The organism is Halorubrum sp. Eb13 (assembly GCF_002252895.1).
In the GTDB taxonomy this organism is placed as follows: domain Archaea; phylum Halobacteriota; class Halobacteria; order Halobacteriales; family Haloferacaceae; genus Halorubrum.
Genome location: NZ_NHPE01000067.1, coordinates 1 through 25,589, shown reverse-complemented (window position 1 = coordinate 25,589; position 25,589 = coordinate 1). Strand labels below are relative to the sequence as shown.

Sequence of the window (25,589 nt, the reverse complement as noted above, 5' to 3'; positions counted from 1 at the left end):
ATCACCCATCATTTCTCGCGCTCTCCACTGGCTTCTGGGGCGGTTTTTGACCGATCTGCGCCAGCGATGTGGCCGGGCATTTGGCGTCGTGTTCCGTCTCCTCGATACCCGTTCAGCTACCTCTTGCGACACTGCGTTTCGAACCGTGGATTTCCCCACTATTTTGAGGGTCGGTCATCTGGGATAATGTATGTCTGATACGGCCCTCCAGGACATATCGGAAGACGGCTCAACGGATTCCTCAGAGCTGGATCTCGACTGGCTCACGCTTGAAGACGGCGAGTCTATCCAGTGGTCGAGTACCCCGCACAAGTACAGCGTCCTTCCTGCGTTTATCATCGGGATTCCGCTGTCACTCGTCCTTATTGGCATCCCAATCGTTGCTGCGTCCTATCTTCAGTACACCAATACGAACTACGTGGTCACCAATCGCGGCCTCTACAGCAAACGTGGGGTACTCTCACGTGACGTCCAACAGATTGGGTTCGACAAAGTCCAAAACATCTCGTACTCACAGTCGGCGCTCGGCTCGTACTTTGGATACGGCTCCGTTGACGTCAGTACAGCGGGCGGATCTGGGATCGAACTTCAGTTTCGGAGTATCCCTGCCCCGGCAGCAGTTCAGGAACTGATCGCCAGAGAAATTGACAGCCGACAGCAGACCGAGTCCGACTCGACGAAAGAGGATGTTCTTGATTCGATTCTTATGGAACTGCGCGTCATTCGGCAGGCGGTCGCCGACGACCAGAGCGGGTCCCAGGCCGATTCGACTGCCCCGTCTACTGACGAGGCAATCCATACTGACACAAGTAACACAGATGAGTGACAGCTGGTGGTATCAACACGACGATGAACGCGTTGTCTGGAAGGGTCGCCCGCGTCTCTCAGCGGCTCTTCCAGACATAATCGTCGGAAGCGCCATCTCTGTGTTTGCCCTTGTCGGCGCTGTTAGCGTCGACTTCTGGTTGTTCGCGGGGGTGCCCATCGGCGTTGCGGTTCTCAGTTGGGGGCTACTCAGGGTACGACGGACGCAGTATCTCTTGACGACCCGAGCAGTATGGGCAAAGCGGGGCGTCCTCGGACGAACCGTTCGTCGTGTCCATGTCGATAAAATCCAGAACACTTCGTTTTCTCAGTCCGTCACAGGCTCGTTTTTCGGTTATGGGAAAGTGTCCGTTGAGGTCGCCGGAGGACGCGATCTGGAGTTTCGGCGGGTTGATAACCCGAAGAACGTCCAGACAACGCTCGCGGAGTACATGGGGAGTGAAGAGTACGCAATCCCCGGGTCTCGAGAGCAGTGGGAATCTGTCCTCAGTCTTGTCCGTGAAATCCGCGCAACGGTGGCACCCACCAGAGATGCTAGCGAGCCTGTAAGCCGAGAGTAAAAGAACTCATACTGGGTTTTAAATTGTCCGCCGCCAGTCTGGGGGGCTGTCAGTTACTGTGAGTCGTCAGCGCCACCAGCGTCGGCGAGAGATTACGTGGTGACCGGGAGATCAGTTTGCGGTAGGACAACCCGTATATAGATGATCAAGTAGGAGACTGTCGCGAGAAGATACACACTGACTGTCGGCAGTGGCGGCCAGTCCAAAATAAAAATCGCGAACGCTACCCAGAATCCGGCTAATAGAATCCCACACAGTGAGACGACATGTAACCCTTCTTGTGACTGAACTTGGAGGTCGCTCCCCGTCATCAACCGGACGCTGATCATCGCCACAGTAAGTGTCGCCCAGGTCAAGACCGGGAGCCCGAACACTGTCCATATGGTGACCGGTAACTGTGGAGACTCACTGAGCAATATTGGCCACCCAACTATCCCGAGTGCCGCCCAGCCAATGCTCCGCAAGAGCTCTTCTCGGAAGATTGAACGGACGCGTGGGTGGTCAAGGAATTCGCGGAGGGGATGCGTCGGAGTAGTCTCGTCAGCTGTCAGCGCTTGTTTTCCTTCCGGCGACAGCGGCCACTCCGACTCAGGATGGTTGAGATAGTACAAGGTCAGTGAATCAGCGAACGACTCCGTCGTGACGACCCCGTGTTCCTCGAGTTCCGTTAACCGGTTCCGGACAGTCACCTTTGAGACGTCTGGCTTGATCTGCTGTTGAATTTGCTGGAGCGAGAAGAACGGCCGATCTGCTCGATACATCGTTTCGACGACGTGGCGGCGGGTGAGTTTGGTGTTTACCCGCTTGTCCTGGGGCAGCTTTTCTGCGATCCAAGGTGGGAGGGCCATGTGTTATCGGTCGGTCACGCGCAATATCTTAGCGAGTCAAATTGTATGTTTTGCTCTGGCGGGGCCACAGAGCGGTGCGGTGCTGTTTCAGCAAGCGAGACCGCTTTGGAGACCGTGAGGCTGGCCAGAAGAGTCAGGTAGTCGCTGTCGAGCCTCTGCCCGTCGGGTGAACGTACCAGTACCAGAGGGAAGTCACGGCCGTGACCGCGACGTAACCGAGGGTGATCCACCGAGCGGGGTATCCACTTCTTATGACGAGATACACCGCGGCGACACCCCCGAGCATGATCCCGAGGGCAAGGCTTACGGATATTCCGCCTGTCGTCTGGACGCGAAGATCCGACTCGGTCACGGTCCGGATTCCGATAGCACTTGCCGTCAGCACGGCCCAGGTGACCACGGGAAGTCCGAAGACCGTCAGGGGTGTCGTGTTGAGCCAACTAACTTCCATCGTCACTAGCGGCCAGCCGACGAGTCCGACTCCGAACCAGACGATACTTCGTAGCAGTTCCGTACGTACGATTTCGCGTATTTGTGGCGTCATGTCCACGCACCCACATAGCATAGCAACCGGTAAAGCAGCGCCGAGAATTTTGCGTTCACAGAGGTGGGCTTTCCGGGCACGAAAGAGGGTTTGTACCCGGAAAGCAGAGGTATCGCGTCACGGGCTGCGCGCCAGGCGGTCACCAGCCAGTCGTATTAAGCTAGGCGTGAATTGTGGGAGACAGCGAAGGCTCGCAGCCAACCTTGAGCTGTCTCTAGCGCGACGTTGCTGAAACTATTTGTAGCCGAGAATTTTGTCATTCTATTTTTCAAAAAACACGTTCGATGGCATTCCGAAGTCCCTTGCGGGTACGAATAAAGACAGGGCTCGATCCCCGGGTGAACTCCGAGACAGACGAACACCCAACAAGTGAAATCGAGGGCATGCCTCCGGCGGGCAGTAGTAGCTTCCGGCGTGACTGAGTTGAGAGCATGATTGTGCGTTCATCTTGATTCGAGATGCTGGACTAACTCTTCAGACACCTCTTCCCGCTCGTGGTGGACCCAGTGTGATGTATCGGGAAACATCCGAAGTTGCCCATTCTCGCAGTAATTGAGGCTCTTTTCGGCCATTATAGGGCAGAGAGCGATGTCATCCTTCCCCCAGCAAATCAGCGTTGGGTGGGCAATTGTGTCGCGTGGAGGATTGTCTGACCGACGGAATCCCCGGTACCAGTTGATCCGTGGCTTGATGCCGGTATTTTGCCAAGCTTCCTTATAGCGCTCAATCGTTCCTGTATCAAATGTACCCTCATTTGACGTGATTTTGAGGGAATCAACCATGTTGGCCATGTCATTTCGGCCCAGAAGCCATTCGGGGAGTTTCGGAACCTGATAGAACCACACATACCAGCTCCGAAGGATCTGTTGGGGGCTCGACCGGAGGGTCTCTTGATACACTGTCGGGTGGGGAACATTCAAGATCCCGAGGTGATTGACCATCGATGGGTGCCGGAGGGCGACATTCCAAGCGACAAAGCCACCAAAATCGTGTCCGACTACGTGGGCTGACTCCCTACCTTCGCTGTAGATCAGTTCACAGACATCAGATGCGAGATTCGAGAGCCGGTACGCATCAACCCCATCGGGAGCTTCGCTCAGATTACAGCCCCGCTGATCAGGAATGACGACACGAAAACCTGCTTCGACCAGCGGAATAATCTGGTCACGCCAGCCGTACCAGAAATCGGGGTGCCCGTGAAGAAGGACGACGAGTGGAGCATCGGGATCGCCGGCCGCCACCACATGTAGCTGGACGTCGTTAACGCTGCGATAGGTCGATTCCAGGTCGTGATCGGCTGGTAGCGATACCTCAGTACTCGGGGGGGTTGTTGTGACTGACATCAGTGGAGGGTTGAAACGCCAACCGTGTTTTGAATATATCCCACGATCATCGAATTGTACTCTCGTGTGAGCGAGGATACGGTACGTAACCGAATACGATAATTGCCGCACCCATGAGGTCACTTTTGAATACAGAAAATGATCGGCTGGGTCTGGCACGGACCGACCTATTGTCCTCATAGACGCCCTAACTCACACTGCGTAGCAGTACCTCAGAATAGAACAGTGTTTAAGTTACTGAATGATTTCGTTAAATACACGTTCTTCGACTTTTCGAAGATGTTCACCGACCGTTCCTGGAGTGATTCCAACGACCTCACTGATGTCTTCAAGCGATGCTTGTCGAGGTTCCCTATAATACCCTAAATCAGCCGCCGTCTCCAGAATTTCTTCTTGCCGAGACGTAATCATCCTGCTAAACGATGATCCGTCGGCTTCGTAATCACCCGTTTCAAGGACATCAACTGACATATATTCTACATTCTCGACGTACTCGTACAATTTTCTGAATATCTCATCAGTCCCCAGATACGTTATCTTAAGCGAATCATCAGTGGTAAAGCGGATAGGTGTATCAACCACCAAAAATGATTCTCGCTGTAATTCCAGTGCCCGTCGTACCGGTTCTGTCGGTTCGAATTGACTCACAGTCATCCAACGGTCCGCTCCGGCAGTCAGATAACTGATCACATGAAATGACTCCTCCATAATCTCTCTGTACCGTTCTTGACTACCACTTGCCTCGGCAAACAACAGCACAGTGTCATCAGCGAGAAGCTCAACGTAGTGAATGGCTCGCCGATTAATAGAAGGGTCATCTGTTAGCTTCTCTCCGAGCGGATGAAACGCACCACCGTCACTTGGTTTAACTAACACTGTGAGATAGCGCATGTACCGAGATACAGTGTATTTGACTAAATTATCATGGATTCCGTATTTATACACCACCACTGGTGAGGCAGCGTTCCTACCAGACTGGGACGTGAACTGACACCCGCTAGACGATGCAACGGCAACAACGCTTGACCGCTGATCGACTCGCGGATGAGGCGGTCACGGCCCTCCCCGACGACGCCGTCGTCAGCCGTGAAGTACACGAGAACGCCCCCGCGGTCGTGATCCGTGCCGACCGGGTCCGCAGGGCCCTTTCAGTACTTCGCTCAGAAGTGGGGTTCGACCACTGTTCGTGTGTGACTGCCCAAGAGTACGAAGACCGCTTCGAGACAGTGTATCACCTCACCAGCTACGACAACCGGACGTGTGAGCTGTCCGTCGTCGTCCCGACAACGAAGGATAACCCGGTGTCTGAATCGGCCGCGCCGGTTTATCGGACGGCTGAGTGGCACGAACGGGAGGCCTACGACCTCGTCGGCATTACGTACGAAGGGCACATGAACCTGCGACGGATTCTCCTGCCGGAGACCTGGCAGGGCCACCCGCTGTCGATGAACTACGATCGGAGCCAGCCCCAGATTGTGTCGCTTTCCGAGCACGCCAATCCCATCAAAGAGGACAGTCGTCAGGGTGATACGATGTTTCTCAACATCGGACCACATCACCCCTCGACCCACGGCGTGCTCCATCTGGAGGCAGTCCTAGATGGTGAGCAAGTGATCGATGTGGAGCCGGATATCGGGTACATCCACCGGTGTGAGGAACAGATGTGTCAGCGGGGAACCTATCGTCATCAGATCATGCCATACCCCGACCGATGGGATTGGGGCGGAGCGGGATTACTCAACGAGTGGGCGTACGCCCGCGTCATCGAAGACCTAGCCGATATTGAAGTTCCGGAGTACGCACAGGTCGTCCGGACGATGAGCGCTGAGCTGTCGCGCATCCTCTCGCACTTGTTGTTCACTGCGATGTACGCGCTGGATGTTAGCGGCGAGTTCAATGCCACATTTATGTACGGTTTTCGAGATCGGGACCGCGTTCAGGATCTATTGGAGGACCTGACCGGCCAGCGGATGATGTTCAACTACTTCCGGGTCGGCGGCGTTGCCTGGGACGTTCCGGAGCCACGCGATGAGTTCTTCGAGAACGTACGCGCTTTCACCAACGATCTGCCACGGAAGCTCGAAGAGTACCACGACCTGTTGACGAGCAACGAGGTCTTCCAACTGCGTTGTGTTGACACCGGCAAGCTTCCAGCGAAGGTGGCAAAGCAGTACGGAGTCACTGGACCAGTCGCTCGCGGCTCCGGTATCGACTACGACCTCCGACGAGACGACCCGTACGGCTACTATGATCGTCTCAAGTGGGACATCGTCACCGAGGACGGCTGTGATAACTTTGCCCACGTGCTTGTCCGGCTACGAGAGATGGAAGAGTCGGCAGCCATCGTCGAACAGTGCGTCGATCTCCTTACAGACTGGCCGGAAGCAGATCGAACCTGTCAGGCCAACGTGCCGCGGACGTTGAAACCGTCCGGTGAGTGCTACAGGGCCGTTGAGGGTGCCAAGGGTGAACTCGGAATTTACATCCGCGCAGACGGCACTGAGACTCCCGCACGGTTCAAAATCCGGGGACCATCGTTCTCGAACCTGTCGGCACTTCCGGCGATGGCAGAGGGAGAGTATGTCGCCGATCTCGTCGCAACCCTCGGAAGTCTCGACACCATCATGGGGGAGGTGGATCGATGACGATGTCCGATTCTAGGGTGTGGGGAGACGACGCCAACCAAGAAGTGACCTGTATCGCCTGCGGTGCGACGCTCGACCGCGAGGACGCCCGAGAGTATGATAAACACGGCGACCGCTGGAGCCGCGAAGGCAAGGAGTTCGAGTACCTCTGTAAGCCCTGTGATCGTGAGTGTTGTCACCAGACCCGCGACGGACTCGAAGAGGCGCTCCTAGCGGCTGGAGCCGGACGAGTCGACCGCGAGACGTTCCTCAGACGGTTCTGTCAGTGACCCACGACTGAAGTCGTGGGCTTGTCAGTGGAGTTCGCATTGTACGGATATCGGGTGCCAGTCGTGACATCTCATGATCATGTTTCAATAACACAGCGACGTGTCACTCCCTATGGAGACCGAACGAACAGCAGACGAGGTCTTCAACCTCTTGGCCGACGAGATACGACTCGACAACCTCCGAACGGTCGCGTACGCACAACACGAGGAAAAACGGACGGGCATCGCTTCGCTGTCTTTTTCCAACATCTACGACCGCGTTGACGTCGACAGCACGTCGAAGCTATCGTACCACCTCGGAGAACTCACAGGGGTGTTCCTTCGAAAACATAACGACGGCTATGCGTTCACTCACGCCGGGGAACAGCTGGTCCGTTTCGTCCTCGCTGAGAACTACCGTCAGCCTTCTGAAATCAGCCCGATCGAGACGGACGGTGGCTGTCTGTTCTGCGGTGAGACGACGGTTCGGGCGGTGATTGAAGACCAGTATTTCATGGTGTACTGTACGGCCTGCGATCGAGGTGTAAACGCGTATCGGGTCAGGCCGGCCCAGGTCCGCGAGCGCACCGGAGAGGACCTGATCGACGCCGTAACCCGAGAGCAAGCCGGTGACCTGCTCAAGGCCCGTCGCGGCGTGTGCCCGGACTGCGGTGGCTGTATCGAAACTGGAGTACAGGACGCCGCGGACATCCCGTTCCCGGACGAACGGCCCGTCTCGTTCATCACTACGAGCGAATGTCGGGACTGTTTACGGTTCCTGAGCCTCCCGTTGCCCGTCGCCGCGGCGTACCATCCGGAGTCGATATCGTTTCACTGGGAGCACGGCGTCGACGTTCTGGGATCCGGCGTGTGGGAGTTCAACCGTTATCTTCACGACGGCCGGTGGACCTCCGAACGGGTTAGCACTAACTCCCACGAGTATCGCGTCGAGCTACGGCGTGACACCTCCACGCTCCGACTGTTCCTCGACGAGAGTACCACCGTCACACGCACTGAGCGCGTGCGACGCAGAGACCAGAGCAAACGCAATTCGTAATAGAATTACTACAAAAATTCCGTTTAGCGAAACGAGCCGTTTCTGACATCAATCGAGGATTTCGACTCGTATAGGTGTGTTCGCGCTATATCGCTCAAATTCGATTTTGAAACGGTTCCAATGATATATCAATACTTCGATAAATATTATGGGTGGGCCGCGCGACGATCCGAGTGTGGAACACGGTGTTCAACGAGATGACGTCAACAGAACACACGGAACGTGACCGACATCGAGAAGCGAAGCGGACTGACCGCGGCACGGTAGCGAACCGGCCGATGTCAGTCTCGGAGATCAAAGCGTCCTACGCCGAGTTCGCGGACGGGATGAGTCGGCTCGAATGGCTCGATCGGATCGTCATCGGACGCCGTCGCCGCCACCGATTCAGCGACGTGGACGGCAGAGTGTTAGATGTCGCCTGCGGCACCGGAACGAACTTTCGGTACCTGCCCGAGACGGTCGAACTCGTGGGGATCGATATCAGCCCGGAGATGCTGTCGAACGCCGAGGAACAGCTCGCCGATCTCGGGAGAGACGGGACGCTCTTGGAGATGGACGCACAGGATCTCGCATTTCCGGACGATAGCTTCGATGCGGTGATCTCGGCGCTATCGACGTGTACGTTTCCGGATCCGGTTGCCGCACTCCAGGAGATGGATCGAGTCTGTAAGCCGGACGGGACGATCCGTCTCATAGAACACGGGCGGAGCGATGTGAGGCCGATCGCCCGGTTCCAAGAGTGGCGCGCCGATCCCCACTACGCGAAGAGCGGATGTCGCTGGACGCAAGAACCAAGCGAAATCGTCGATGAAGCGGGGCTCTCGATCGAGGAGACCGACACCGGATTGTTCGGTATGATAACTACCTTCGAGATCACGCCCGGAGGGGGTGACGACCGGTGATAGAGCCGTCTTCCGGCGCGTTTGAGTGGCTCGCAGTCGGTGTCCTCCTGACGTTCGCGGGGGCACTGATCAAGTTCCACGGGTGGACGTTTCTCCTCGCAGGGTACGACGAGACTGGAGAGATTCCGGACGACGTGGTACAGGATATTGCGGGGAACTCCGTTCTCCGTGTCGGCCTTGCCGTGTTCGCGATCGGTATTCTCGTCTCCGTGACGAACCCACCGTCGTATCTCGGTGTCTTGGTCGGCGCTGGAATCGTACTGGCCGTGCTGCGGATGATCTACCGATTGAACACGTGGTCGCCACGGACGGCCTGAGCGGATGCTGACGACCGCACCAGCGACCGGAGGCCGGGAGCTTTCCCTGCCGAGCGGTCACCGTTCCCGAACGACTTTCGCGGTTCGGCTACCGTGTGCCGATCATGACTGATCTCCTGATTCACGACGCGATCGTGGTTACGGTGGATCACGAAAACCGGATACTGGAGAATGGCTCCGTTCGAGTGACCGACGGAACCATCTTGTCGGTCGAACCGACTGAGCCCGCAGATCGCCGATCGACCGCGGAACACGTGATCGATGCGAGCGGCAAGGTCGTGATCCCTGGTCTCATCGACGCCCACCGTCACACCGATTTCACCCTTGTGCAAGGACTGTTCAGTGAACTCCCCGGTGACGAATTGCTCAAGGAAGCCTTCGCGTTGTATCACACGGCCGAATCGACTCTGGGGGACGATTTTTTCGAGGCCGCGTGGCGGCTCGCCTGCCTACGCCAACTCACACACGGCGTCACAACCGTCAACGCGATGGATTTCACGCCGGAACTCGGGGCGGAAGCGATCGGTGAGACTGGATTACGCGGCGTGATCGGACCGGAACTCGCTGACTTCCTCACCCCTGCGTCCGCAGCCGAACAGCTCGTAGACGCCCGACGGTTCATCGAAACCTATCACGATACTTTCGAGGGACGAGTCACGGCGAGTATCGCACCGGGGGGCGAAGCCGGCTGTTCACGGACGCTCTGGGAGGGTGTGGCCGAGCTACGGGCGGACTATCCCGGCTTGCGACTTCATACACATCTGTATGATTCCGCCGCGGCCGACACGATGGCTGCGGGAAGCGGCACCGATGACCCACTCGACTTACTCGACCGGTACGGCCTCCTTGATGAGCGAACATTACTCACCCATCTACTACACGCAAGCCGAGACGACGCACAGCGGATCGCCGATGCCGGCGCACACGTGCTTCACTGCCCAACCGTTTACAGTTACTTCCAAGCTGGAACACAAACTTGGTTCCCACTCCCCGCACTCCAAGAGTTCGGCGCGAACGTTGTCATCGGCCTGGATGATCCGTTCTGGTTCGATTCCTGGGATCTCATTCAGGAATCCAAACACGCCCGGTTATTGGCGAACTTCGAATACGGTGCTCAGCAATGGTCGTCGTACGATCTCCTCAAAATGCTCACCATTAATGCCGCACGCGCACTTGGCCTCGGCGGGAAGATCGGGAGTCTCGAACAGGGAAAACGCGCCGACCTCGTCGTCATCGACGTCAATACGCCGCGCCATCAGCCGTACAGCAACATTCCTTCAGTACTGATGAACACCGTAACTGCGGGAGACGTTGAGACGGTTGTCGTAGAAGGTGACATCCTGATGGAGGACCGGTCGATCAAATCTATGGATGTCGAGACCGTTCAAACAGCCGCAATCCGAGAGCGAAAACGTTTTCAGCGATGTACTGGCTGGGAAACGTCCCTCGCTGGCAGTACACCGCCGGACAGATCGATACTTCGACGCGTGTCTGGACGGCTCCTATTGAGAGCGATAAAACAGTATGGCCGCGGCGTTGTCAACCAATACCTGTGAAGATTAGGTCAGTAGCTGATGGATCGGGAACACAGACAGGTGAATCGCCTCGGGGTCAAGTACCAGGGCATTCTCCTTGTGTTCAGTAAAACCGCGGTATGACATCACTAAATTTATTTGAGTATCTCAGCCAATTTGATCTGGTGTAACGGGGACACCACATCAGAGGCACATTCTTGAGTATACTATCACTAGTGTTGTCGGGACCTGTATGTCCTAACTTGATACATTGAGAGTCACCGATATTCTCCACCATCGGTGCTATAGTCATAAAACGACCAGATATCCTACCTTGGTGACTCTGTATACTTAGACCAATGCTTCTCGTCAAGTCTGTATTATTAGCTCTTGGTTACAGGGGGAATCAACGCACAGATACTACAGAAGACGATGGTGTACGTATTTCAATATCCAATTCCTCGGAGACACAAGTTCCACGAGCAACTCGAAGTTAGCATCCACAAGGACTGGCGGGGAAGAGCCCTCGACAGGCTGTTGTCGGAAATAGACCACCAGATCCGACGACCTAGAGATCATCTAAAAGCCAGTTCCCGAAATCACGTTGCTTGTCGCCCGCTCGGTACGGATCTTTCAGCACTACCTGCGGCAACTCAGTACCGACAGCGTTGAGAGCCATGTACTTACAACAGACACTCTATCCGATCGGACTGGCCAGTACCAACATTGCAATAGGCTGGCTGCTTTATTACTTATCTGAGCCGGTCCTAGGAGGGCTTGTCGTCGTGGTTGGGGTCTTTGTCATCCTCACCTCAATAGGAAGTACTCTCAGTCGGTATAAACCCGTACTCAGTGATCAACACTGACTCCAGCAACGATGGCTTACTACTATTAGATCCGCTACCGGTTAGGTACATGAATGCCCTCCACAGCATCTGTTCAAAAGTCACGAGACAGAACTGTGATTGATCCTGATGGGTCTGTGTTCCACGCCCAGGGTACGCGCAGCGGGTCGCTTTGTCACCACATCCGTAGATGAGCTCAGCAGCGACAACTCACAATACGGGAGATAGTCGCCTCCCGGATCCCGAACTATCGGCCCTCCTTGTGGCGAATCTGGTTCCGGTTGTCGGGATTGTTGTTTTCAACCTGTCGGTTTTAGAACTGCTGACGTTATATTGGCTTGAGTTCGGTGTTGTCTGTTTTTGGGCGGTTGTTCGAGCGACGTTTGCCGGGCGGCCAATGGAACGGAACGGGGATCCAATCCTGTTGGGGGCGATTGCCACAAAACAGACCTCCATTTCAGTCCCGCTGATCGGTGCTAACGTCCGACTACTGACGATTCCGACACTTTTGTTCGTGGTACCGATCCTCATCGGACTGTGGCTGTTCGTCGGGGCATTAGTTGTCGGCCCCGTAGCAAGTGTGAATCCGGATGCCAACATCTCGTCGTGGCTTATTGCTGGTGCGTTTGGAATTTTCATCGCAGCAGGATGGCGAACAGCCACTACGTACTTTCGAGATGGTGATTACCAAGATCACAACGTCGCAACCGCTCTTCAGAGTGTTGTCACGGAAGGCGCAACAGTACTCCTCGCAAGCATCATCGCGCTGCTCACCGCAGCTCTGGTTGTCTCTAACGGCGGGGGTGGAGAGACCTCTCGTGCGGTTGAACGGGTTGCGACGGGACCACTTGTCGCAGTGGTAGTCTCAATTAGGCTCCTCACCGATCTCGCAGAATACTACTACGATGGCCGTCTCGGTGCGGGATTTTGGTCACTTGTCGGCCGTGGAGACGCATACAGTCCCCCGGAGCGTGAGACAATTGAGACAACGCTATCAGGCAATCCCACAGTTTTGCGGCCGTCGCTGTCGGGACGGCTGCTGCCTACGGCCTCACATTTCCGGACACACCCTGGACTATGGTTGCTGACACCACTCGCCTTTCTCGCCGCATCACTTGCTGTATTTGATGGTGCTACCCAAATAGCGGGTGGCATCATGCTTCTCGGGATCGGCGTCCCGCTTGGTCTCATCCATCTCGACTACTGGATCCGGTACGCTGGTGTTGAATACCGGCTAGATTCGGACACCATTGTTGCGACTGATACCCTGTTTCAAACCCCTCTTTGGCGGTACGAATCGCTAGCTGATCATGAGGTCCGAATCGAACGTGACGCCGTCGACAGGTGGTTGGACACCTCGACGGTACTCGTTGACCGCGGTGGCAGGCCGACCAAGCTACCACGACTCGAAGATACGACCCCAATCACGAACTCACTTGTCGACGCGAGTACCGCAGACAATGACGCTGGTGCGAATTGGAATGCGAATACACACGAGCCAGACACTATGGTGGAAGTTAGCATCGAATTGCTGCGGCTAGACGGTACAGCACCTCGTATCTCGCTTGCGTCGGTGGCTCTGTTCGGAGTCGTCTCACTGATTGCGTTGGTGATAGCTGCTCAGTTTGAAGGCGGCGTAGCAGCGGGCGTCTTCGTATTTTTGTTCACTGCGATTCCGCTCGTCGGGCTTATCATCTATCAGATCAAACAATAACTAACGCTGTTGACCCTCCAGTGTTAGACTGCGGCTCCACGAATTTGTGACACTAACTTCTACTGGTGAGGTGTCGGTGCTACATACTCTATTTGACAGATGAATGCTGGTGGACAGGGTGGAGGGCCGTCCTTCCAGCGGGGGGTGATCGATGGAACGTCGCGGGGGAGGTGGTGAGCCTCCCATCCGTCGGGGGGAGAGGTGAGCGATGGGAGAGGCTCAGCGACCGGATATTTGTTCAAGACCGCCTCCGGCCGGCGGCTACCTGTATATAATACTGGGAATAGTATCAAGCCCATAGCAGCGTTTCATCGGGAGAAACACGGCGCAGTTGGGCCTGAATCAGATTTTTTGAGTGTCAGGCCACGCTCTCAGTTGAGCCAGTGGCATCGTTATACTGGTAGCCACCGAACCCAAGAAGTGGGTAGAAGATGAACGAAATAAACGTGAGTCCGAGGCCGAACAGGATTCCCTTATTGAATTTGCCAGCGATATCGATACTAATCTTCAGCGTGGCGAAGAAATTGATCACCGGGACGAAGAACAGAGCAAACCAGTACCATGCGTTTCCGCTTACTTTGACCAAGACGTAGAGGTTTTATATCGGAATAATCTCAGCCCACCCCGGCTTACCAGCTTTCTCAAATACTTTCCAAAATCCGGCAAAAATCAAAACAGTGAGTCCTAGTGTAACGAACAATTCAATATTGGTACTACCTGCTCCTTGTATCGAAACGGATGAACTCAACGCTAATCGCATCACTCAACTGATTCTCCTATATCAATAAGAAATCCAAGTCAGCGTTTCAGGCACTGAACCACAACCGTTAGAATAGTTATATCCCGAAGTGCGATTCACGTGTGACAACAGTGTATCCCTGAACCGAGAGCACCTCGTCACGATACCGATTCGCGATCAGCTGTTGTGGGACACGTCGTAGTCCGAACCGCCGATTTGAGCTGTATGTTACGTCGATGGTTGTGTATTCCCTTGAGCTGTTAATCGTCGACGTATATGTTGCCCATGGTTGTCCATCAACCGTGACTTCTGACTCAATTAGGTAGCCACCACCTGCTGTCGAATCCGTTTTCGTGTGGACAGTCACGTCGGCCGATCGGAGTCCAAACAGGTACGAAACGGAATATATTGCTGTGTCACCCTCTATGGAGACCTTATCAGCCACACCCCATTGAAGTGCGAGAACAGGCGGTAGGGGCCCGGAAAATTCGTCAATAACAGTATCAAGGTCGTCACTAGTTCGAAGTCGGAACGTCCCGTTTGACTGAAAAATAGGAAGTCGTACTCCAATAATGAGGATAGCTGCGACGAGAACAGATGGTAGCAATGCTGTTACGAGATATGTGCCGAGGAATACCGACACCGCGAGGACGACGACAAGCGCGTTGAGTGGACGTTCGCGTCTAAGATATTGCTGTGCGACATCAACCGCTTTTTGTGAGCGCTCAGAATCCGTGGAGGGTATCGTGGAAACCATTGATGACAGAAATTTACTTTTGCGTTTTGATACAATTTCTCAACATTAAAAGAAGTTAGCTCTGTTAAAATTCTTAGATTCTGATACAAACTCCACGCGAGATACAGGGGGTGAGTTTATCATACCGAACCCAGACTTCCAGAACACATATCTTCGTAGCTTCCGGCTAAGGAAGTAATGTCCGCGCTTCAGTCTGCCCTCCTCAATTGGAACCCGAGTCGGTTCATAACTGCCGTCATAGCTGGCGCTGCAGTCTTTCTTGCGTCCCAGGTTACTGATGGAGTTCTCTTGGAGTTTGGTGTGGCAGTTATCTTAGCAATGGTACTCCATATTCCATGGTGGTTGTACAACCGTCATACCACCCAGTCTGTAGATGGGTGACAGACTCGCGCCCTGTATTCGGCAGCCTGTTTGTATCAACTGCTGAGGATTTCAACAGAGCCGAGAGGTTGAAATGGTGAACACAGAAGTAAAAACAAGCAAATGGATGTACCAACCAGCACTATTGCTAACTGACGAACTAAGCAACGTCGTGGTGATTAATACACATGATAGATGACATTTTTGAGTTCATTATCGAACTACTGCTGGAGTTGGTCCCAAACGCGGTATGGAAGGTTCTGCTGAGTGTGGTCGGGATCGCAATGACGGCAGTCGGAGCGATAAAAATCACAGAGTCAACACGAATAGGGGCCGCATTAATCGCCGTCGGTACATTCCTATTTATAGGCTCTCTCCTCTCGTTGTACCGATCGAGCTAATTCTTTTTTATCACGACGCCGTCACGAGCACGAACGCGACGACACTGATGAGGAACACGATGAGTGTGAACACGAAGCCGGTCAGTTTCACTCGACGGCCATAGGCGTTGAGTTCTTCTCGGGAGTACATGATTGTAACGAGGCGAGACGGATGTCGGAACGGACTCGGTGGCCGTGGGTCTGGAATACGTTCACGCAGTCGTCTGTATTCGGTAAATGACCAAATGCCATAGAGTGTGAGCCCAAAGACAAATCCTAAAACCGATAGAAGCGCCGCAAGTAACGCGAATCCGACTGGATTAGTCACACTGACCTGTAGTGATGATCCCTCCGAATTCAACAGAAGTGCTACTATGGTTACGAGAGAAACAAAAAACACAGCTGGTGTAAACAGCATGAGACGCTTACTAACTCGAGACAGTGTATCCCGACTGAGCCCGAACACCGTGTTATATCGAGTTGGCTCGCGCTCACTCGTTTGACTAATCTCTGTATTTTGGCCAGGATTACGCGCCCCAATCGCATGAAGTGCTGTCAAGAGCGCCAGAAGACTCCCGAAACCAATGAATCTGAATGGAGCAAATATCGTTTGTCGCTTGAGAGACGCTCCACTAGGGTTGTCGGGGGTAACGTAGGCTGTAGCTGTCTCATTCGGTTCGTACGGCTCAATAATACGCTGAGCGTCGCTCTGGACGGTGTATATCGGCCTCGTTGAGCCTGGGAACACCTGTTTGCTCGTATATTCACGCCCCTGATATTCGTAGGTGTGCTCAACTGAGACGCGGTAGTAGAAGCGACGCCCATCAGATCTGCTGATATCGGTGCCAACAACAGTTGTTTCAACAGCGACAGCATCGTCAACAGCGTTCGATTGCTGGACGTAGTCATAACCTCCATACCCAGCGATACCAAGTCCGAGAATGAGCGCGAGAAGGATCAGCGGCGTAACCGTGACAGCCACCCCACGGAGAGTAAACTGCATTTCACCTGAATATTTTTAGGGGAACCAATAAGCCTGAACGGAGTGTTTCAACAGCAGCAACAGCAGTCAGTTGATCGCTATACCGCTGGACGAAGCCGACAAACTTAGAAATAAACTTACGAAACAACTATCCTCAGAGTCGGCTATACCACTCGACATATCCGTGTTTCCGGGCCAGTAACGGGTGTAATGAAATTATGGATGAATCACTTGAACAACCAGCGTGAGTGAGCGCAATGACACCAGTAACTGCCCAGCAGTTCAACGCTGTTCCATATAAAAATCCGAAAGCGAATCCCCTCCGCCAATGCTGCTCTCATTAGGACTCTCAGTTGCCGTTGATGTCGTTGCTGTAGGCCTGCTGGCGTGGGTAACGTGGCAAACTGCGAAGGATCGGTCCCCCCCAAATGCGGTCCCCTTTGCGCTAATAACCGCCAGTCTGTTGCTGTGGGCGCTCCTCTCGCTGATATCTGAATTTCCGAACGCGTGGGGGGTCGGATCGAATTTGGCTGCTATCGCGCAGGTTGTCCCGGTTGTGTTTCTTCCCGCAATATGGCTAGTCTATGTGCTTGGATATATCGGCCGAGAGACAGGCTTTACTCTTCTCCGAGGGGCGGTGTTTGTTCTCCTTACGCTCCCGCTGATTGGGGCAGCAGCCACGTTCGAGGGTGACCCAATGCGAGAGGAAATTCGTCGCTCACTCGCGTCGCTCGTCGGTACTGAATTATTCTTATTGTTCATAATTTACGTCTACGCAGCGTTTCTCTTCCTCAGGTACGGTTGGAACCACGGGCGTGTTTCAAGGACACAGGTTGGGATCCAGCTGGGAGCAATCTCAGCACCATACGTTATTGGGGGCTGGCTGGACGGGAGTTTGATCATCGATGGAGTCACTGGCGGGTTGTTAGTTTCGGGAGTGTTACTTGCCGTTGCGATTCAACGCTATCCGGTATTGACGGGGTTCCCGAAAGCAGATTATGTCGCCCGGTCACGCGTCGTCGAATCGCTTCAGGAGGCGGTTGTCGTTGTCGACTGGGAAGCAAATATCCTCGATGCCAACGTGACAGCTGAAAGCCTGTTTGGGTGGACGACACGAGACGTGATTGGGACACCACTCAACGCGGCCGTTGACGGGTTCGGCGGGGTAGATCTATCAGGAGGTACCACAGAGGTCGCCTCGTTTCAGACGACAAAGGGCCGACGTCCGTTTCAGTACACGGTCTCCGACGTCGAACGCGACATGGGTGACAGCGACGAGGAGCCTGTGGCGCGGACAATTGTCTTTCGAGACGTGACCGATCAACGAACCCGGGAACAGCGGCTCTCAGTACTCAACCGAGTGCTTCGACACAACGCCCGGAACAAACTCGACGTGATCTTAGCGCATGCGGATCACGTAGAAGACGACACGCACCAGACAGCCATTCAAAATAGTGCCAGCGAGCTTGCCTCGGTCAGCCGGAAGGCACGAGAGGCTGAAGCGGTTATGACCGATAGCGTTAGCGCTCCGTCAACGGTCGACATTGCTGCTGTCGCCCACGAAGTCGCTGCGACGGCACGTGATGATTATCCGGATAGCAGCATCTCAGTCACCGCACCGGAGCGGCTGCAATTGACCTCCTATCGAACTGTTGTGCGCCGGCTCATGACTGAACTCGTTGAGAACGCTATCGTTCACTCAGATGACCCCGCACGAGTCGATATCGAGGTGGAACGAACAGCTGATGATATCCCGCAGCTCCGCATCGCGGACAATGGTCCCGGGATCCCAGACCGAGAGCGTGACTTATTGACCGAATCGAGCGAAACACAACTCGAGCACGGACTTGGAGTCGGACTTTGGTTCGTCAATTGGGCCGTAAGCCAACTGGGCGCTGAACTTGAGTTCCAGTCAACTGGTTCCACAGGCACTACTGTAGTCGTTCGTTTTTATCGGAACAAAGAGTCGATGCCGCAAGACTCAGACGGCAGTGATAATCGGTGAAGGCGTATTGACGCCATACTTCTAGAGGAATGTACTCTATTAAAACATTCGCCAAGTTGTATATTCTGACGCAGTTGGTGTCAGTACAATATCAGCAGAGGTCTTTCTTCGGCTAATTCAATTAACAATGATGCCCTCCACTAACACCAATATCCAGTCACTCCGGCAACCGATAGTACATGGTCTCCTCTGGTTCGTTGTTGTCTTGGTATACGAATATCTGATTACCGATGGCACACTATTTTCAGCACTTTTAGTGGCAATTATAAGTGCGATCTTCTATGGTGGGCTGATATACTTCTGGAATGTATACTGAACGAAAGTTCTACAGTATCAACGAACAAGTGTACGAGATTGAATAAACTGGGACAAAAAGTAAGCAACCCTCAATGACCAGCCGTTTCATCTACCTCTGACACGACCTACCCACACGCGGTGTTCCTCTGTGGCTCCGCCGGTCCCATTGGATAGTCTCAAAGGTGCGTTACTGTACATCCTCATTGGGATTGCTATCATCAGCTACGGGGGATACGATTACGTTCAACAGACAGAGGCAGTTCGAGAGTCAGTCGAGGTTGATGCGACTATCGCTGAACTCGACATCGAGACGGACAGCGGAACGTCATCAAATCCAGGTGCGAATTTCGATTCAGTGGTCGAGTTTGAGTACACCTATAATGGGAATGAATATACTGGAACAAAAATATATCCCGCAGATATTGAACAGAACTACGAAACGCAGTCAGGCGCCGAATCAGCTATTGAAGAGTACGAACAGGGGATACAGACAACCGCATATGTCTCTCCCGACCAGCCGGGAGATGCGTTTTTGAAAGATCAAACGTCAAACGCACCGATCATCGCGATTGTGCTCAGTGGAGTATTCACTCTCTTCGCAGCAGTTTCCGCCGTAAGGAAATTCTAACACGCTGAAACTGCGCTCGGGGTGATAAGTTGGGCGTGAGTCAGGTTAAATACGTTGCGCATCAGAATTATTTGGCCTGAGAATCGAATACTATGCCTCTGTTTCTGAGCTAGAGAGCGTGAATAACACCTATACAATTGCCGGATGCTGACTGAATTATGGACAGAAGCTCGAAGAGTCAGTTGTTGGTTTCTGGAGGAAGTCTTCTGCTAGTATTCCAACTAATTGTGTTTCAGCAGGCTTTCAATATTGTCGCAAATCCTGGAGTTTCAGGCACGCTGAGGAATGTTTTCAGTGGTGGATTGTTACTCATCGCTACGATCTGTATCGGTAGCGGAGCGTATCTTCGGTATTAGCGTATCTCAGTTATACAGGGTCTACACCAAGCGCCTGAGCGTCGATCGATTTTTGTGAAAGAGTAGCATACACACAGTTGCTGATGCCCTCCGCAGATTTACGGGGACAAACCTCCTTCGAGGGCCGGAGGGATGGGGGGGCATCAGCGTTTTCTACGCTGGTAGTATGCCTCTGGTCAAGAACATTTAGCCGTATGTATTTTGGCCGTGACCCATAATTGTCGACACGGTGATGCCCTCCATATTCGATCAACTGGACGATCATCCGGTCTCACTTGTGGCCGGATTTGTGACCGTCGCCGGAGTGTATGTACTCACTCCGGCAGTGTGGTACGTGGCACTGACCGCGGGGATGGTCGCGTCTGGCGTTCTTGAGTTCACGATTAAGGAGGTACCGCCCGATACCGACGAGTATGACCCGGAACAGTACCCGCTATGGGCAGCCGCGGCTTCGGGAGACGTTCCGAGCGACAGTCACGACACCGGCTCTGCGGATGATGCGCTGTCAACACTACAAGAGCGATATACCAGCGGAGAGCTCAGCGATGCGGAATTTGAAGACACAGTCGAACGACTCCTCGAGTCCGACAGAGATGACGCGCCATCGCATCTGGAAGAGGATTCGGTCTTGGAAGAGTCGGAAAAGTAACAACTCTGGTGACGATATAGAGCCAGTCATCTGTCCTTTAAAACGAGACTAACTCTCAACTCTCACTAGCTCTCCGCCACACACGCCAGCCGATCAAAAATAGCCTTCAACGACGCTAACCACTCCGTTTCCAGTTTCGATCTTGGCACACTCATTCGGATCGCTGCCGAGAAGACAGTCTGCGCGGTCACCCACACCGTTATCCAGTCGGACGTCTACTCGGTAGACTGCGCGTTCGAGACGAGTCTGGATGCTGACGGTGTCTTGTGGACCGACAGAGACGGTCCGGGTGAACGCGGTTTCGCCGTTGTCGTCGGTGATTGTGATGTGAACATTGTGGGTACTATCGTCGTAATTCCTGAGGCATAGACTCTCACCACTAACCCGACGTGTATCTGGGTTTCCTGAGTGGTCGGTTGTGCGATGCTCAGCGCGATAAGCCTGTTTTGCGGGCATGTATGGACGGTGGAAGTCCAGTCCGTAATAAGTTGAGTCACCGTTACGGAACGTGAAACACGGATTCTACTACTTCGCCGATCTGTGTCGACCCTGTCACTGACCCAGAAACATTGGACCCGGGTATATGCCACTTCAATACACTAGGGCAAACATTCGACTTGAGATAGAATCGTTCGGTAAGCAGTACTCGGGGGGCCTTTGGGGGGTTCGAGGGCTCTGTTGAAATCCTATTCTTCAGACATATTTTTGCGTGAGACAACCGGTTGATGAGAGCTGCGTATACACGCGGACTGATTAAGTGGAAGGCAGTTCAATCGTACTCTATGTCCCACACAAGCGGGGTAGCCCTGGTGGAAGAATGGCAAACAGGCGCGTTTCTTCTTGTCGGTAGCGTCGTTATCGGAGTCATTCTGGCCGGGATCGGTGGATCCGTCAGCGGACAGATCGCGGCGGTGGGTGGATTTATTCTCGGCCCAATAGTGGGATTTCTGGTATTGTCGTATCTTCTCTACGGGAAATAAACCTATACTGCTGAGCAAACCCGGGATTAGAAATGTCACTTAGAGAGGAGTTCAACAGAGCCAAAGCGCTCGATATTGTGGGGCTCACCCTCGCGTACGATCTCACCTTCGAATCAATACAGGCCGCTGTGCCGGGATTCGAGAGTAGCTTCGCGAACTTCGGAACGGGTGGATCCAACGCGCAAACGTTCCGGTATGAGGGAGGCCCGTGGCCGGCGTGGTTCTTCGCTCAGCGATTGGGTACGGTCGTCGTCGGGCTTGCTGTGACGCTGGTCGCGGCACTGCCGTTTAATTGGTTCCAAGCGACCGACGGGGTTGTGACAAAGGCACGTCAGCGTCTCCCCCTCGACGAGACTCCCCCTGAGACTGCGACACAGACAGCGTCCAATCCACAAACTCCAACAGACACGACTGATTCGGCTGTGTCCACTTCGGACGTTGGTGATGATGTCACGATTCCTCCTGTTACCCGTCGTAATGCCGTCGGATTCCGACGCGTTCTCACAATGAAGCTCCGACGCCTTCTCCGCGGGCAACCGCGCTGGTGGTACCTCGGTGCCGGTCTGTTGGTGCTTGTGCCAACTGGAATCGCCCTCACTGGTGGTGGCACCGAAGGGGCTGCCCGGGGGCTGCTCTCGTTGGTTGCGGTCTGGCCGCTCTTCGTCTGGTCACAAATCGGTTCACAGACCGCTCGCCATGGGATCCGCCCTCAAGTTCTCACATCCGACTACCCGGTTGGTCAACTCGTCGCCGAGTGGATTGCTAGCTGTTTAATCACCGCTGTCGTCGGCGCGGTGTTCAGATAAGGATTGAAAGGTGAGGCGGTGCGTTTTCAAAGTGATCTATGCCCGAAAACGACCGCCTCAACGGCTGTTTAGACGATATCAACTTAGAGTTTGTGGAGCGAGAGGCAACACCGCGGCTGTTGATGAAGCTCAGTATTCAGCTTCATTTAGCAGGACTATCGCTTTCGAATACTGTTTCATTTCTTGAGGTATTTGGTGTTGAAAGAGTTCGATCCACCGTTTATAACTGGGTTCACAAAGCCGATCTACAGCCAGAATCCGATCGGAGCCCGAATCACGTTGCGGTCGATGAGACTGTGATTCGGCTTGACGATGAACAATATTGGCTGTACGCTGCTGTCGATCCTGAGTCGAACGATCTGCTCCATACACAGCTTGAGCCGACGACAAATAACGGTCTCGCAGATCGGTTTTTTCGCTACCCTCCGCGACAAACATGATGTCGATGATGCAACCATTCTCGTCGATGGATCAGCTTCACTTCAGCGAGCCTGTCGCAAACATGACCTCGATTTCAGACACGAACGACATGGAAATCGGAACAGCGTCGAACGTGTCTTTCGTGAGATAAAACGCAGAACTACCAGTTTCTCAAACTGTTTTAGCAACGCCAAAGCAGAAACTGCCGACGAGTGGCTCAGATCGTTCGCTTTCGCATGGAACCAGCTTATCTGAACACTACGGTCGTCGGAGCCGGAACGTTTTTAACATCCTCCCCGCGCTAAAGCGCGAGGATTCCCCGAAGGGGATATTCAGGTTGCGCGTTTCCTCGGGCCTCAAGTACGCTTTCGCGTGGACCGTCAACGGTCGCCACCGAGTTGTGACCAACGGTGTGCTTTTCAGCGCGTGTAGCCCTGTCAATGGGGCCTTCCTCCCCGCAATCTGCGGGCGTCGAAGACGGCCGGCTATTTAACCAGCGAGGTAGTACGGTTCGCGTCAGCCGAACTGCTACGCCGTACATGGTTCACCCTCCCGTTGTGCGATGTTTTCTGAAGCGTTCAGGTCCGCGTGGCGTCCTCGACCGCACTCCGAACACGAAAAGTGGTCGCCATCACGGCTTCCTATCGAACTACACGCTGAACACCGCTGGCTGGTATGGTACGCATCGACCTGCTCAACACGAATCCCAGCACGTTCGGCTTTGTACGTGATGAACTGTTGGAGTTGGTGGAAATGCCACGAGTGAACACCTGACCATGAGCTGTCCTCGCGGATACCTTCGAGGTCTTCCATCCGAATGACAGGGTTCTCGAACTGTTCCGCGAACGTGATGAGGCGACGGGAGAGTTTGTGATTCAGGTCTTTGATTCGACGCTGTTCTTTGTCACCTACACGGTTACGTGCGCGAAGCGCACCCGCTTCCGAGAGCGAATCGCGTAGGGAACGATATTTGCGTCGAACATATTTCGCCTCACCACCAGACACCAGCATTGACTCATCCTCGCCATAAGCTGTCACAGCGAGGATGTGTCGTTGGCCAATATCGACACCGATCGGTGTCTCACCCGACGTGTCGGCGTCGTATTCCACGTTGAACGTACAGTACCAGTCGTCGCCGCGACGGTACACCTGTAGGCGGGTCTTGTCAGCGTCACCCTCCACCAGTCGGTCTACGGAGTCGGCAATGTCGTCGTACACCTCTATCGGTGTGTACCACCATTGGGAGACGCACGGGAAGCCGACGACGACTGTGCCGTTCTCGGTCGTGTCAAGTTCCCAGTTCTGGTTGTTGATGGCGAACGGTTGACTCTCTCGGTAGCGAACTTCCCCGTGCTTATTATGATCGGATTTCGCCTCACGGATGGCTTGGTTCTGGATGGCCGAGTAGAGGTCGTTGTCGATACTGGCCGTGGTCACGGACTTCCCGAAGTCGCCGTTCTCCCATCCGTTGATACAGAATTGCTTGGTGTCACGGTAGAGTCGAGTGGCGCGTTGCCACTCTTTCCGCCGTGAGAGGGATGGATTGTGGAACTTCGTGGTGACAGTCACCGTGACTATTACACCTGTAATTAAGTGTGCTATATTAAATATCTACTGGAATATCAGGCCGCGCTATCGTCGGTGGTTTGTATCATCGTTTGTCGGATTCATCCCCGCGCTGAAGCGCGAGGCTTTCTCCTTGATTCTCCGTAATCGCCGTGGCCACAGGAGGCCCCACCGCACTCATCGGAGTGACGGGTCTTGTCATCTTCCCGCCGTCGCTCGCACTCGCTACCGGGTTATGGACTGGATCGCCTCGGCTGTTCGAAGCGTTGTATCTCGGAATTTGGTACGTCGGTCTGCTCAATGGCGGGTTCGTCGCTGACTTTGCCGGCGTCACCGCTCGGGGCACGTCGTTGGGAGTCCCAGTTGTCTTCGCCGCCGTCGGTGTTGGTCTTGTTGTTGTCGCCGCACAGACACGGCGGGTGTACACGAATCTAGGCTAGCTTCGTTCAAAAATTCGCCGCTAGTTATCTTGGGCTCCCCTCCTCTGATTACGAATGTTTTATTTTCTCTCACGCAACATCAGCAGCGCCCACAATCCCCAGGTCGTTGGCACAGAGAGCGCAAGCCCATTCAACGGCGAATACACCACAGTTCCAATAGCGAACGTCGCCACCAACCAAACCAGCAGCGCCAGCTCTTTCGATTGTATCTTCCCCAGCATCCCGGATAGATACTGATGCGTTTGATTCAAAATTGTACTGTCGCGTTTCAGCGCCGGAAACGCAGGTCCCTAGTCTACACGGCTAGTGTGATGAGATCACATTCGCGGGTTTCGCCGTGTCTCACTGACTACCGTTTCAATCTGACTCTCACGTGATCACAGAGAAACCGGCCACATATTAGCAGATCCACAGTTCGCCCGACTGATCCAGAAGCGTCGCGTTTCTCGTCCAGAGAACCAGCCATGGACTTATCTACTACGGAACGAACCGGCAGATATGGCCCTCCACCTCAGCCATGCGATCAGTGACGGACTACGACGGACGCTCAGCAAAACCGGTGGGATACTGTTCATCGGATTGCTGATCGTTCTGCTCTGTTGAATCCGCAGAAGGCGACGGGATAGCGTCGCTCTGAAGGTGGAAGCGAAGCGGAAGAGCCGAATGTGTCTACCCTACTCTTCCGCTTCGTTAAGCAAGCCGCGTCGCTGGCTCAAAAGCGCTGTGCCGCCAGTACAACGGCGGTGAGTGATCCGACTGGCAACGGATTTCCCGGGTGGAAGCATGTCACACTCCACTTTTTGCGGGTTCACATGGATGCGACGTACCGCGAGATCGTCGATTGGGCGAGTGAAATGGATCG

The 25,589-nt window shown here is 54.2% G+C and carries 22 protein-coding genes and 2 pseudogenes; 16 read left to right on the top strand and 8 right to left on the bottom strand.

Annotated elements, in window-relative coordinates:
* Positions 1–190 precede the first annotated feature (190 nt).
* Positions 191–826 carry a PH domain-containing protein gene (locus tag DJ75_RS07860; RefSeq protein ID WP_094523947.1) on the top strand — a complete coding sequence of 212 codons (636 nt, stop codon included), beginning with the start codon at positions 191–193 and terminating at the stop codon, positions 824–826.
* The gene (locus tag DJ75_RS07855; protein WP_094523946.1) at positions 819–1,385 is read left to right on the top strand and encodes a PH domain-containing protein; all 567 of its coding nucleotides are present in this window, start codon (positions 819–821) and stop codon (positions 1,383–1,385) included. The genes DJ75_RS07860 and DJ75_RS07855 overlap by 8 nt, the downstream gene beginning before the upstream one ends.
* 92 nt (positions 1,386–1,477) lie before the next feature.
* On the opposite strand, the gene DJ75_RS07850 is transcribed toward DJ75_RS07855, so the two are convergent.
* From DJ75_RS07850 to DJ75_RS07830, 4 genes are all read right to left on the bottom strand, one after another.
* Complete coding sequence (locus DJ75_RS07850) at positions 1,478–2,233, bottom strand: transcriptional repressor (protein ID WP_094523945.1); 756 nt, start codon at positions 2,231–2,233, stop codon at positions 1,478–1,480.
* A gap of 133 nt (positions 2,234–2,366) precedes the next feature.
* Positions 2,367–2,783 carry a hypothetical protein gene (locus DJ75_RS07845; protein ID WP_198948007.1) on the bottom strand — a complete coding sequence of 139 codons (417 nt, stop codon included), beginning with the start codon at positions 2,781–2,783 and terminating at the stop codon, positions 2,367–2,369.
* Positions 2,784–3,220: 437 nt separating this feature from the next.
* Positions 3,221–4,120, bottom strand: a complete 900-nt coding sequence (locus DJ75_RS07835; RefSeq protein WP_094523944.1) for an alpha/beta fold hydrolase — start codon at positions 4,118–4,120, stop codon at positions 3,221–3,223.
* A 234-nt stretch (positions 4,121–4,354) separates the two neighbouring features.
* A complete protein-coding gene (locus DJ75_RS07830) occupies positions 4,355–5,011 on the bottom strand; it encodes a helix-turn-helix domain-containing protein (protein WP_094523943.1) in 657 nt (218 codons plus the stop codon).
* A gap of 113 nt (positions 5,012–5,124) precedes the next feature.
* Between DJ75_RS07830 and DJ75_RS07825 the strand changes: the two genes are divergently transcribed.
* The 7 genes from DJ75_RS07825 to DJ75_RS18150 all read left to right on the top strand — a co-directional run bounded on the left by DJ75_RS07825 (position 5,125) and on the right by DJ75_RS18150 (position 13,362).
* The gene (locus DJ75_RS07825) at positions 5,125–6,765 is read left to right on the top strand and encodes an NADH-quinone oxidoreductase subunit D (RefSeq protein ID WP_094523942.1); all 1,641 of its coding nucleotides are present in this window, start codon (positions 5,125–5,127) and stop codon (positions 6,763–6,765) included.
* Complete coding sequence (locus DJ75_RS07820) at positions 6,762–7,034, top strand: hypothetical protein (RefSeq protein WP_394338274.1); 273 nt, start codon at positions 6,762–6,764, stop codon at positions 7,032–7,034. The genes DJ75_RS07825 and DJ75_RS07820 overlap by 4 nt, the downstream gene beginning before the upstream one ends.
* Positions 7,035–7,146: 112 nt before the next feature.
* Positions 7,147–8,070, top strand: a complete 924-nt coding sequence (locus DJ75_RS07815; RefSeq protein WP_094523941.1) for a helix-turn-helix transcriptional regulator — start codon at positions 7,147–7,149, stop codon at positions 8,068–8,070.
* Between the two features lie 278 nt (positions 8,071–8,348).
* On the top strand, positions 8,349–8,972 hold the full coding sequence (locus tag DJ75_RS07810) for a class I SAM-dependent methyltransferase (protein WP_094523957.1): 624 nt from the start codon (positions 8,349–8,351) through the stop codon (positions 8,970–8,972).
* Positions 8,969–9,289 carry a hypothetical protein gene (locus DJ75_RS07805; RefSeq protein WP_094523940.1) on the top strand — a complete coding sequence of 107 codons (321 nt, stop codon included), beginning with the start codon at positions 8,969–8,971 and terminating at the stop codon, positions 9,287–9,289. Before DJ75_RS07810 ends, DJ75_RS07805 begins: the two co-directional genes overlap by 4 nt.
* A 104-nt stretch (positions 9,290–9,393) precedes the next feature.
* Positions 9,394–10,845 carry an amidohydrolase family protein gene (locus DJ75_RS07800; protein WP_094523939.1) on the top strand — a complete coding sequence of 484 codons (1,452 nt, stop codon included), beginning with the start codon at positions 9,394–9,396 and terminating at the stop codon, positions 10,843–10,845.
* A 993-nt stretch (positions 10,846–11,838) separates the two neighbouring features.
* Positions 11,839–13,362 carry a DUF6498-containing protein gene (locus DJ75_RS18150; protein ID WP_254921898.1) on the top strand — a complete coding sequence of 508 codons (1,524 nt, stop codon included), beginning with the start codon at positions 11,839–11,841 and terminating at the stop codon, positions 13,360–13,362.
* A gap of 358 nt (positions 13,363–13,720) precedes the next feature.
* On the opposite strand, the gene DJ75_RS19035 is transcribed toward DJ75_RS18150, so the two are convergent.
* The 3 genes from DJ75_RS19035 to DJ75_RS07770 all read right to left on the bottom strand — a co-directional run bounded on the left by DJ75_RS19035 (position 13,721) and on the right by DJ75_RS07770 (position 16,601).
* Positions 13,721–13,948 carry a DUF5684 domain-containing protein gene (locus DJ75_RS19035; protein WP_241881410.1) on the bottom strand — a complete coding sequence of 76 codons (228 nt, stop codon included), beginning with the start codon at positions 13,946–13,948 and terminating at the stop codon, positions 13,721–13,723.
* 250 nt (positions 13,949–14,198) lie between these two features.
* Positions 14,199–14,858, bottom strand: coding sequence for a hypothetical protein (locus DJ75_RS07785; protein ID WP_241881411.1), 660 nt, complete (start codon positions 14,856–14,858; stop codon positions 14,199–14,201).
* A gap of 771 nt (positions 14,859–15,629) precedes the next feature.
* The gene (locus DJ75_RS07770; RefSeq protein WP_094523935.1) at positions 15,630–16,601 is read right to left on the bottom strand and encodes a DUF3592 domain-containing protein; all 972 of its coding nucleotides are present in this window, start codon (positions 16,599–16,601) and stop codon (positions 15,630–15,632) included.
* A 307-nt stretch (positions 16,602–16,908) separates the two neighbouring features.
* On the opposite strand from DJ75_RS07770, the gene DJ75_RS07765 reads away from it, so the two are divergent.
* The 6 genes and pseudogenes from DJ75_RS07765 (at position 16,909) to DJ75_RS07740 (ending at position 22,976) form a co-directional block, all read left to right on the top strand.
* The gene (locus DJ75_RS07765) at positions 16,909–18,585 is read left to right on the top strand and encodes an ATP-binding protein (protein ID WP_094523934.1); all 1,677 of its coding nucleotides are present in this window, start codon (positions 16,909–16,911) and stop codon (positions 18,583–18,585) included.
* Positions 18,586–19,030: 445 nt separating this feature from the next.
* Positions 19,031–19,510: a DUF3592 domain-containing protein gene (locus DJ75_RS07760; protein WP_094523933.1), complete on the top strand. Its 480-nt coding sequence runs from the start codon at positions 19,031–19,033 to the stop codon at positions 19,508–19,510.
* A 588-nt stretch (positions 19,511–20,098) separates the two neighbouring features.
* Positions 20,099–20,515: an SHOCT domain-containing protein gene (locus DJ75_RS07750; RefSeq protein ID WP_094523931.1), complete on the top strand. Its 417-nt coding sequence runs from the start codon at positions 20,099–20,101 to the stop codon at positions 20,513–20,515.
* 782 nt (positions 20,516–21,297) lie between these two features.
* Entirely contained in the window at positions 21,298–21,495 is a 198-nt protein-coding gene (locus DJ75_RS18145) for a hypothetical protein (RefSeq protein WP_094558222.1), read from the top strand.
* Positions 21,496–21,527: 32 nt separating this feature from the next.
* The gene (locus DJ75_RS07745) at positions 21,528–22,301 is read left to right on the top strand and encodes a hypothetical protein (RefSeq protein ID WP_176451428.1); all 774 of its coding nucleotides are present in this window, start codon (positions 21,528–21,530) and stop codon (positions 22,299–22,301) included.
* A gap of 38 nt (positions 22,302–22,339) precedes the next feature.
* A pseudogene (locus DJ75_RS07740) lies at positions 22,340–22,976 on the top strand (IS6 family transposase).
* 273 nt (positions 22,977–23,249) lie between these two features.
* Here DJ75_RS07740 and DJ75_RS07735 read toward each other — a convergent pair.
* Positions 23,250–24,299, bottom strand: a complete 1,050-nt coding sequence (locus DJ75_RS07735) for an RNA-guided endonuclease TnpB family protein (protein ID WP_094523930.1) — start codon at positions 24,297–24,299, stop codon at positions 23,250–23,252.
* Between the two features lie 1,093 nt (positions 24,300–25,392).
* Between DJ75_RS07735 and DJ75_RS19030 the strand changes: the two are divergent.
* A pseudogene (locus DJ75_RS19030) lies at positions 25,393–25,589 on the top strand (IS5/IS1182 family transposase); the annotation flags it as partial.

Coding starts and splice junctions, on each gene's coding strand:
- DJ75_RS07770 (WP_094523935.1), bottom strand. CDS start 16,601: ATGCAGTTTACTCTCCGTGGGGTGGCTGTCACGGTTACGCCGCTGATC.
- DJ75_RS07745 (WP_176451428.1), top strand. CDS start 21,528: ATGTCACTTAGAGAGGAGTTCAACAGAGCCAAAGCGCTCGATATTGTG.
- DJ75_RS07860 (WP_094523947.1), top strand. CDS start 191: ATGTCTGATACGGCCCTCCAGGACATATCGGAAGACGGCTCAACGGAT.
- DJ75_RS07785 (WP_241881411.1), bottom strand. CDS start 14,858: ATGGTTTCCACGATACCCTCCACGGATTCTGAGCGCTCACAAAAAGCG.
- DJ75_RS07835 (WP_094523944.1), bottom strand. CDS start 4,120: ATGTCAGTCACAACAACCCCCCCGAGTACTGAGGTATCGCTACCAGCC.
- DJ75_RS18150 (WP_254921898.1), top strand. CDS start 11,839: ATGAGCTCAGCAGCGACAACTCACAATACGGGAGATAGTCGCCTCCCG.
- DJ75_RS07820 (WP_394338274.1), top strand. CDS start 6,762: ATGACGATGTCCGATTCTAGGGTGTGGGGAGACGACGCCAACCAAGAA.
- DJ75_RS07830 (WP_094523943.1), bottom strand. CDS start 5,011: ATGCGCTATCTCACAGTGTTAGTTAAACCAAGTGACGGTGGTGCGTTT.
- DJ75_RS07850 (WP_094523945.1), bottom strand. CDS start 2,233: ATGGCCCTCCCACCTTGGATCGCAGAAAAGCTGCCCCAGGACAAGCGG.
- DJ75_RS07825 (WP_094523942.1), top strand. CDS start 5,125: ATGCAACGGCAACAACGCTTGACCGCTGATCGACTCGCGGATGAGGCG.
- DJ75_RS07810 (WP_094523957.1), top strand. CDS start 8,349: ATGTCAGTCTCGGAGATCAAAGCGTCCTACGCCGAGTTCGCGGACGGG.
- DJ75_RS18145 (WP_094558222.1), top strand. CDS start 21,298: ATGTCCCACACAAGCGGGGTAGCCCTGGTGGAAGAATGGCAAACAGGC.
- DJ75_RS07855 (WP_094523946.1), top strand. CDS start 819: ATGAGTGACAGCTGGTGGTATCAACACGACGATGAACGCGTTGTCTGG.
- DJ75_RS07765 (WP_094523934.1), top strand. CDS start 16,909: ATGCTGCTCTCATTAGGACTCTCAGTTGCCGTTGATGTCGTTGCTGTA.
- DJ75_RS07800 (WP_094523939.1), top strand. CDS start 9,394: ATGACTGATCTCCTGATTCACGACGCGATCGTGGTTACGGTGGATCAC.
- DJ75_RS07750 (WP_094523931.1), top strand. CDS start 20,099: ATGCCCTCCATATTCGATCAACTGGACGATCATCCGGTCTCACTTGTG.
- DJ75_RS07815 (WP_094523941.1), top strand. CDS start 7,147: ATGGAGACCGAACGAACAGCAGACGAGGTCTTCAACCTCTTGGCCGAC.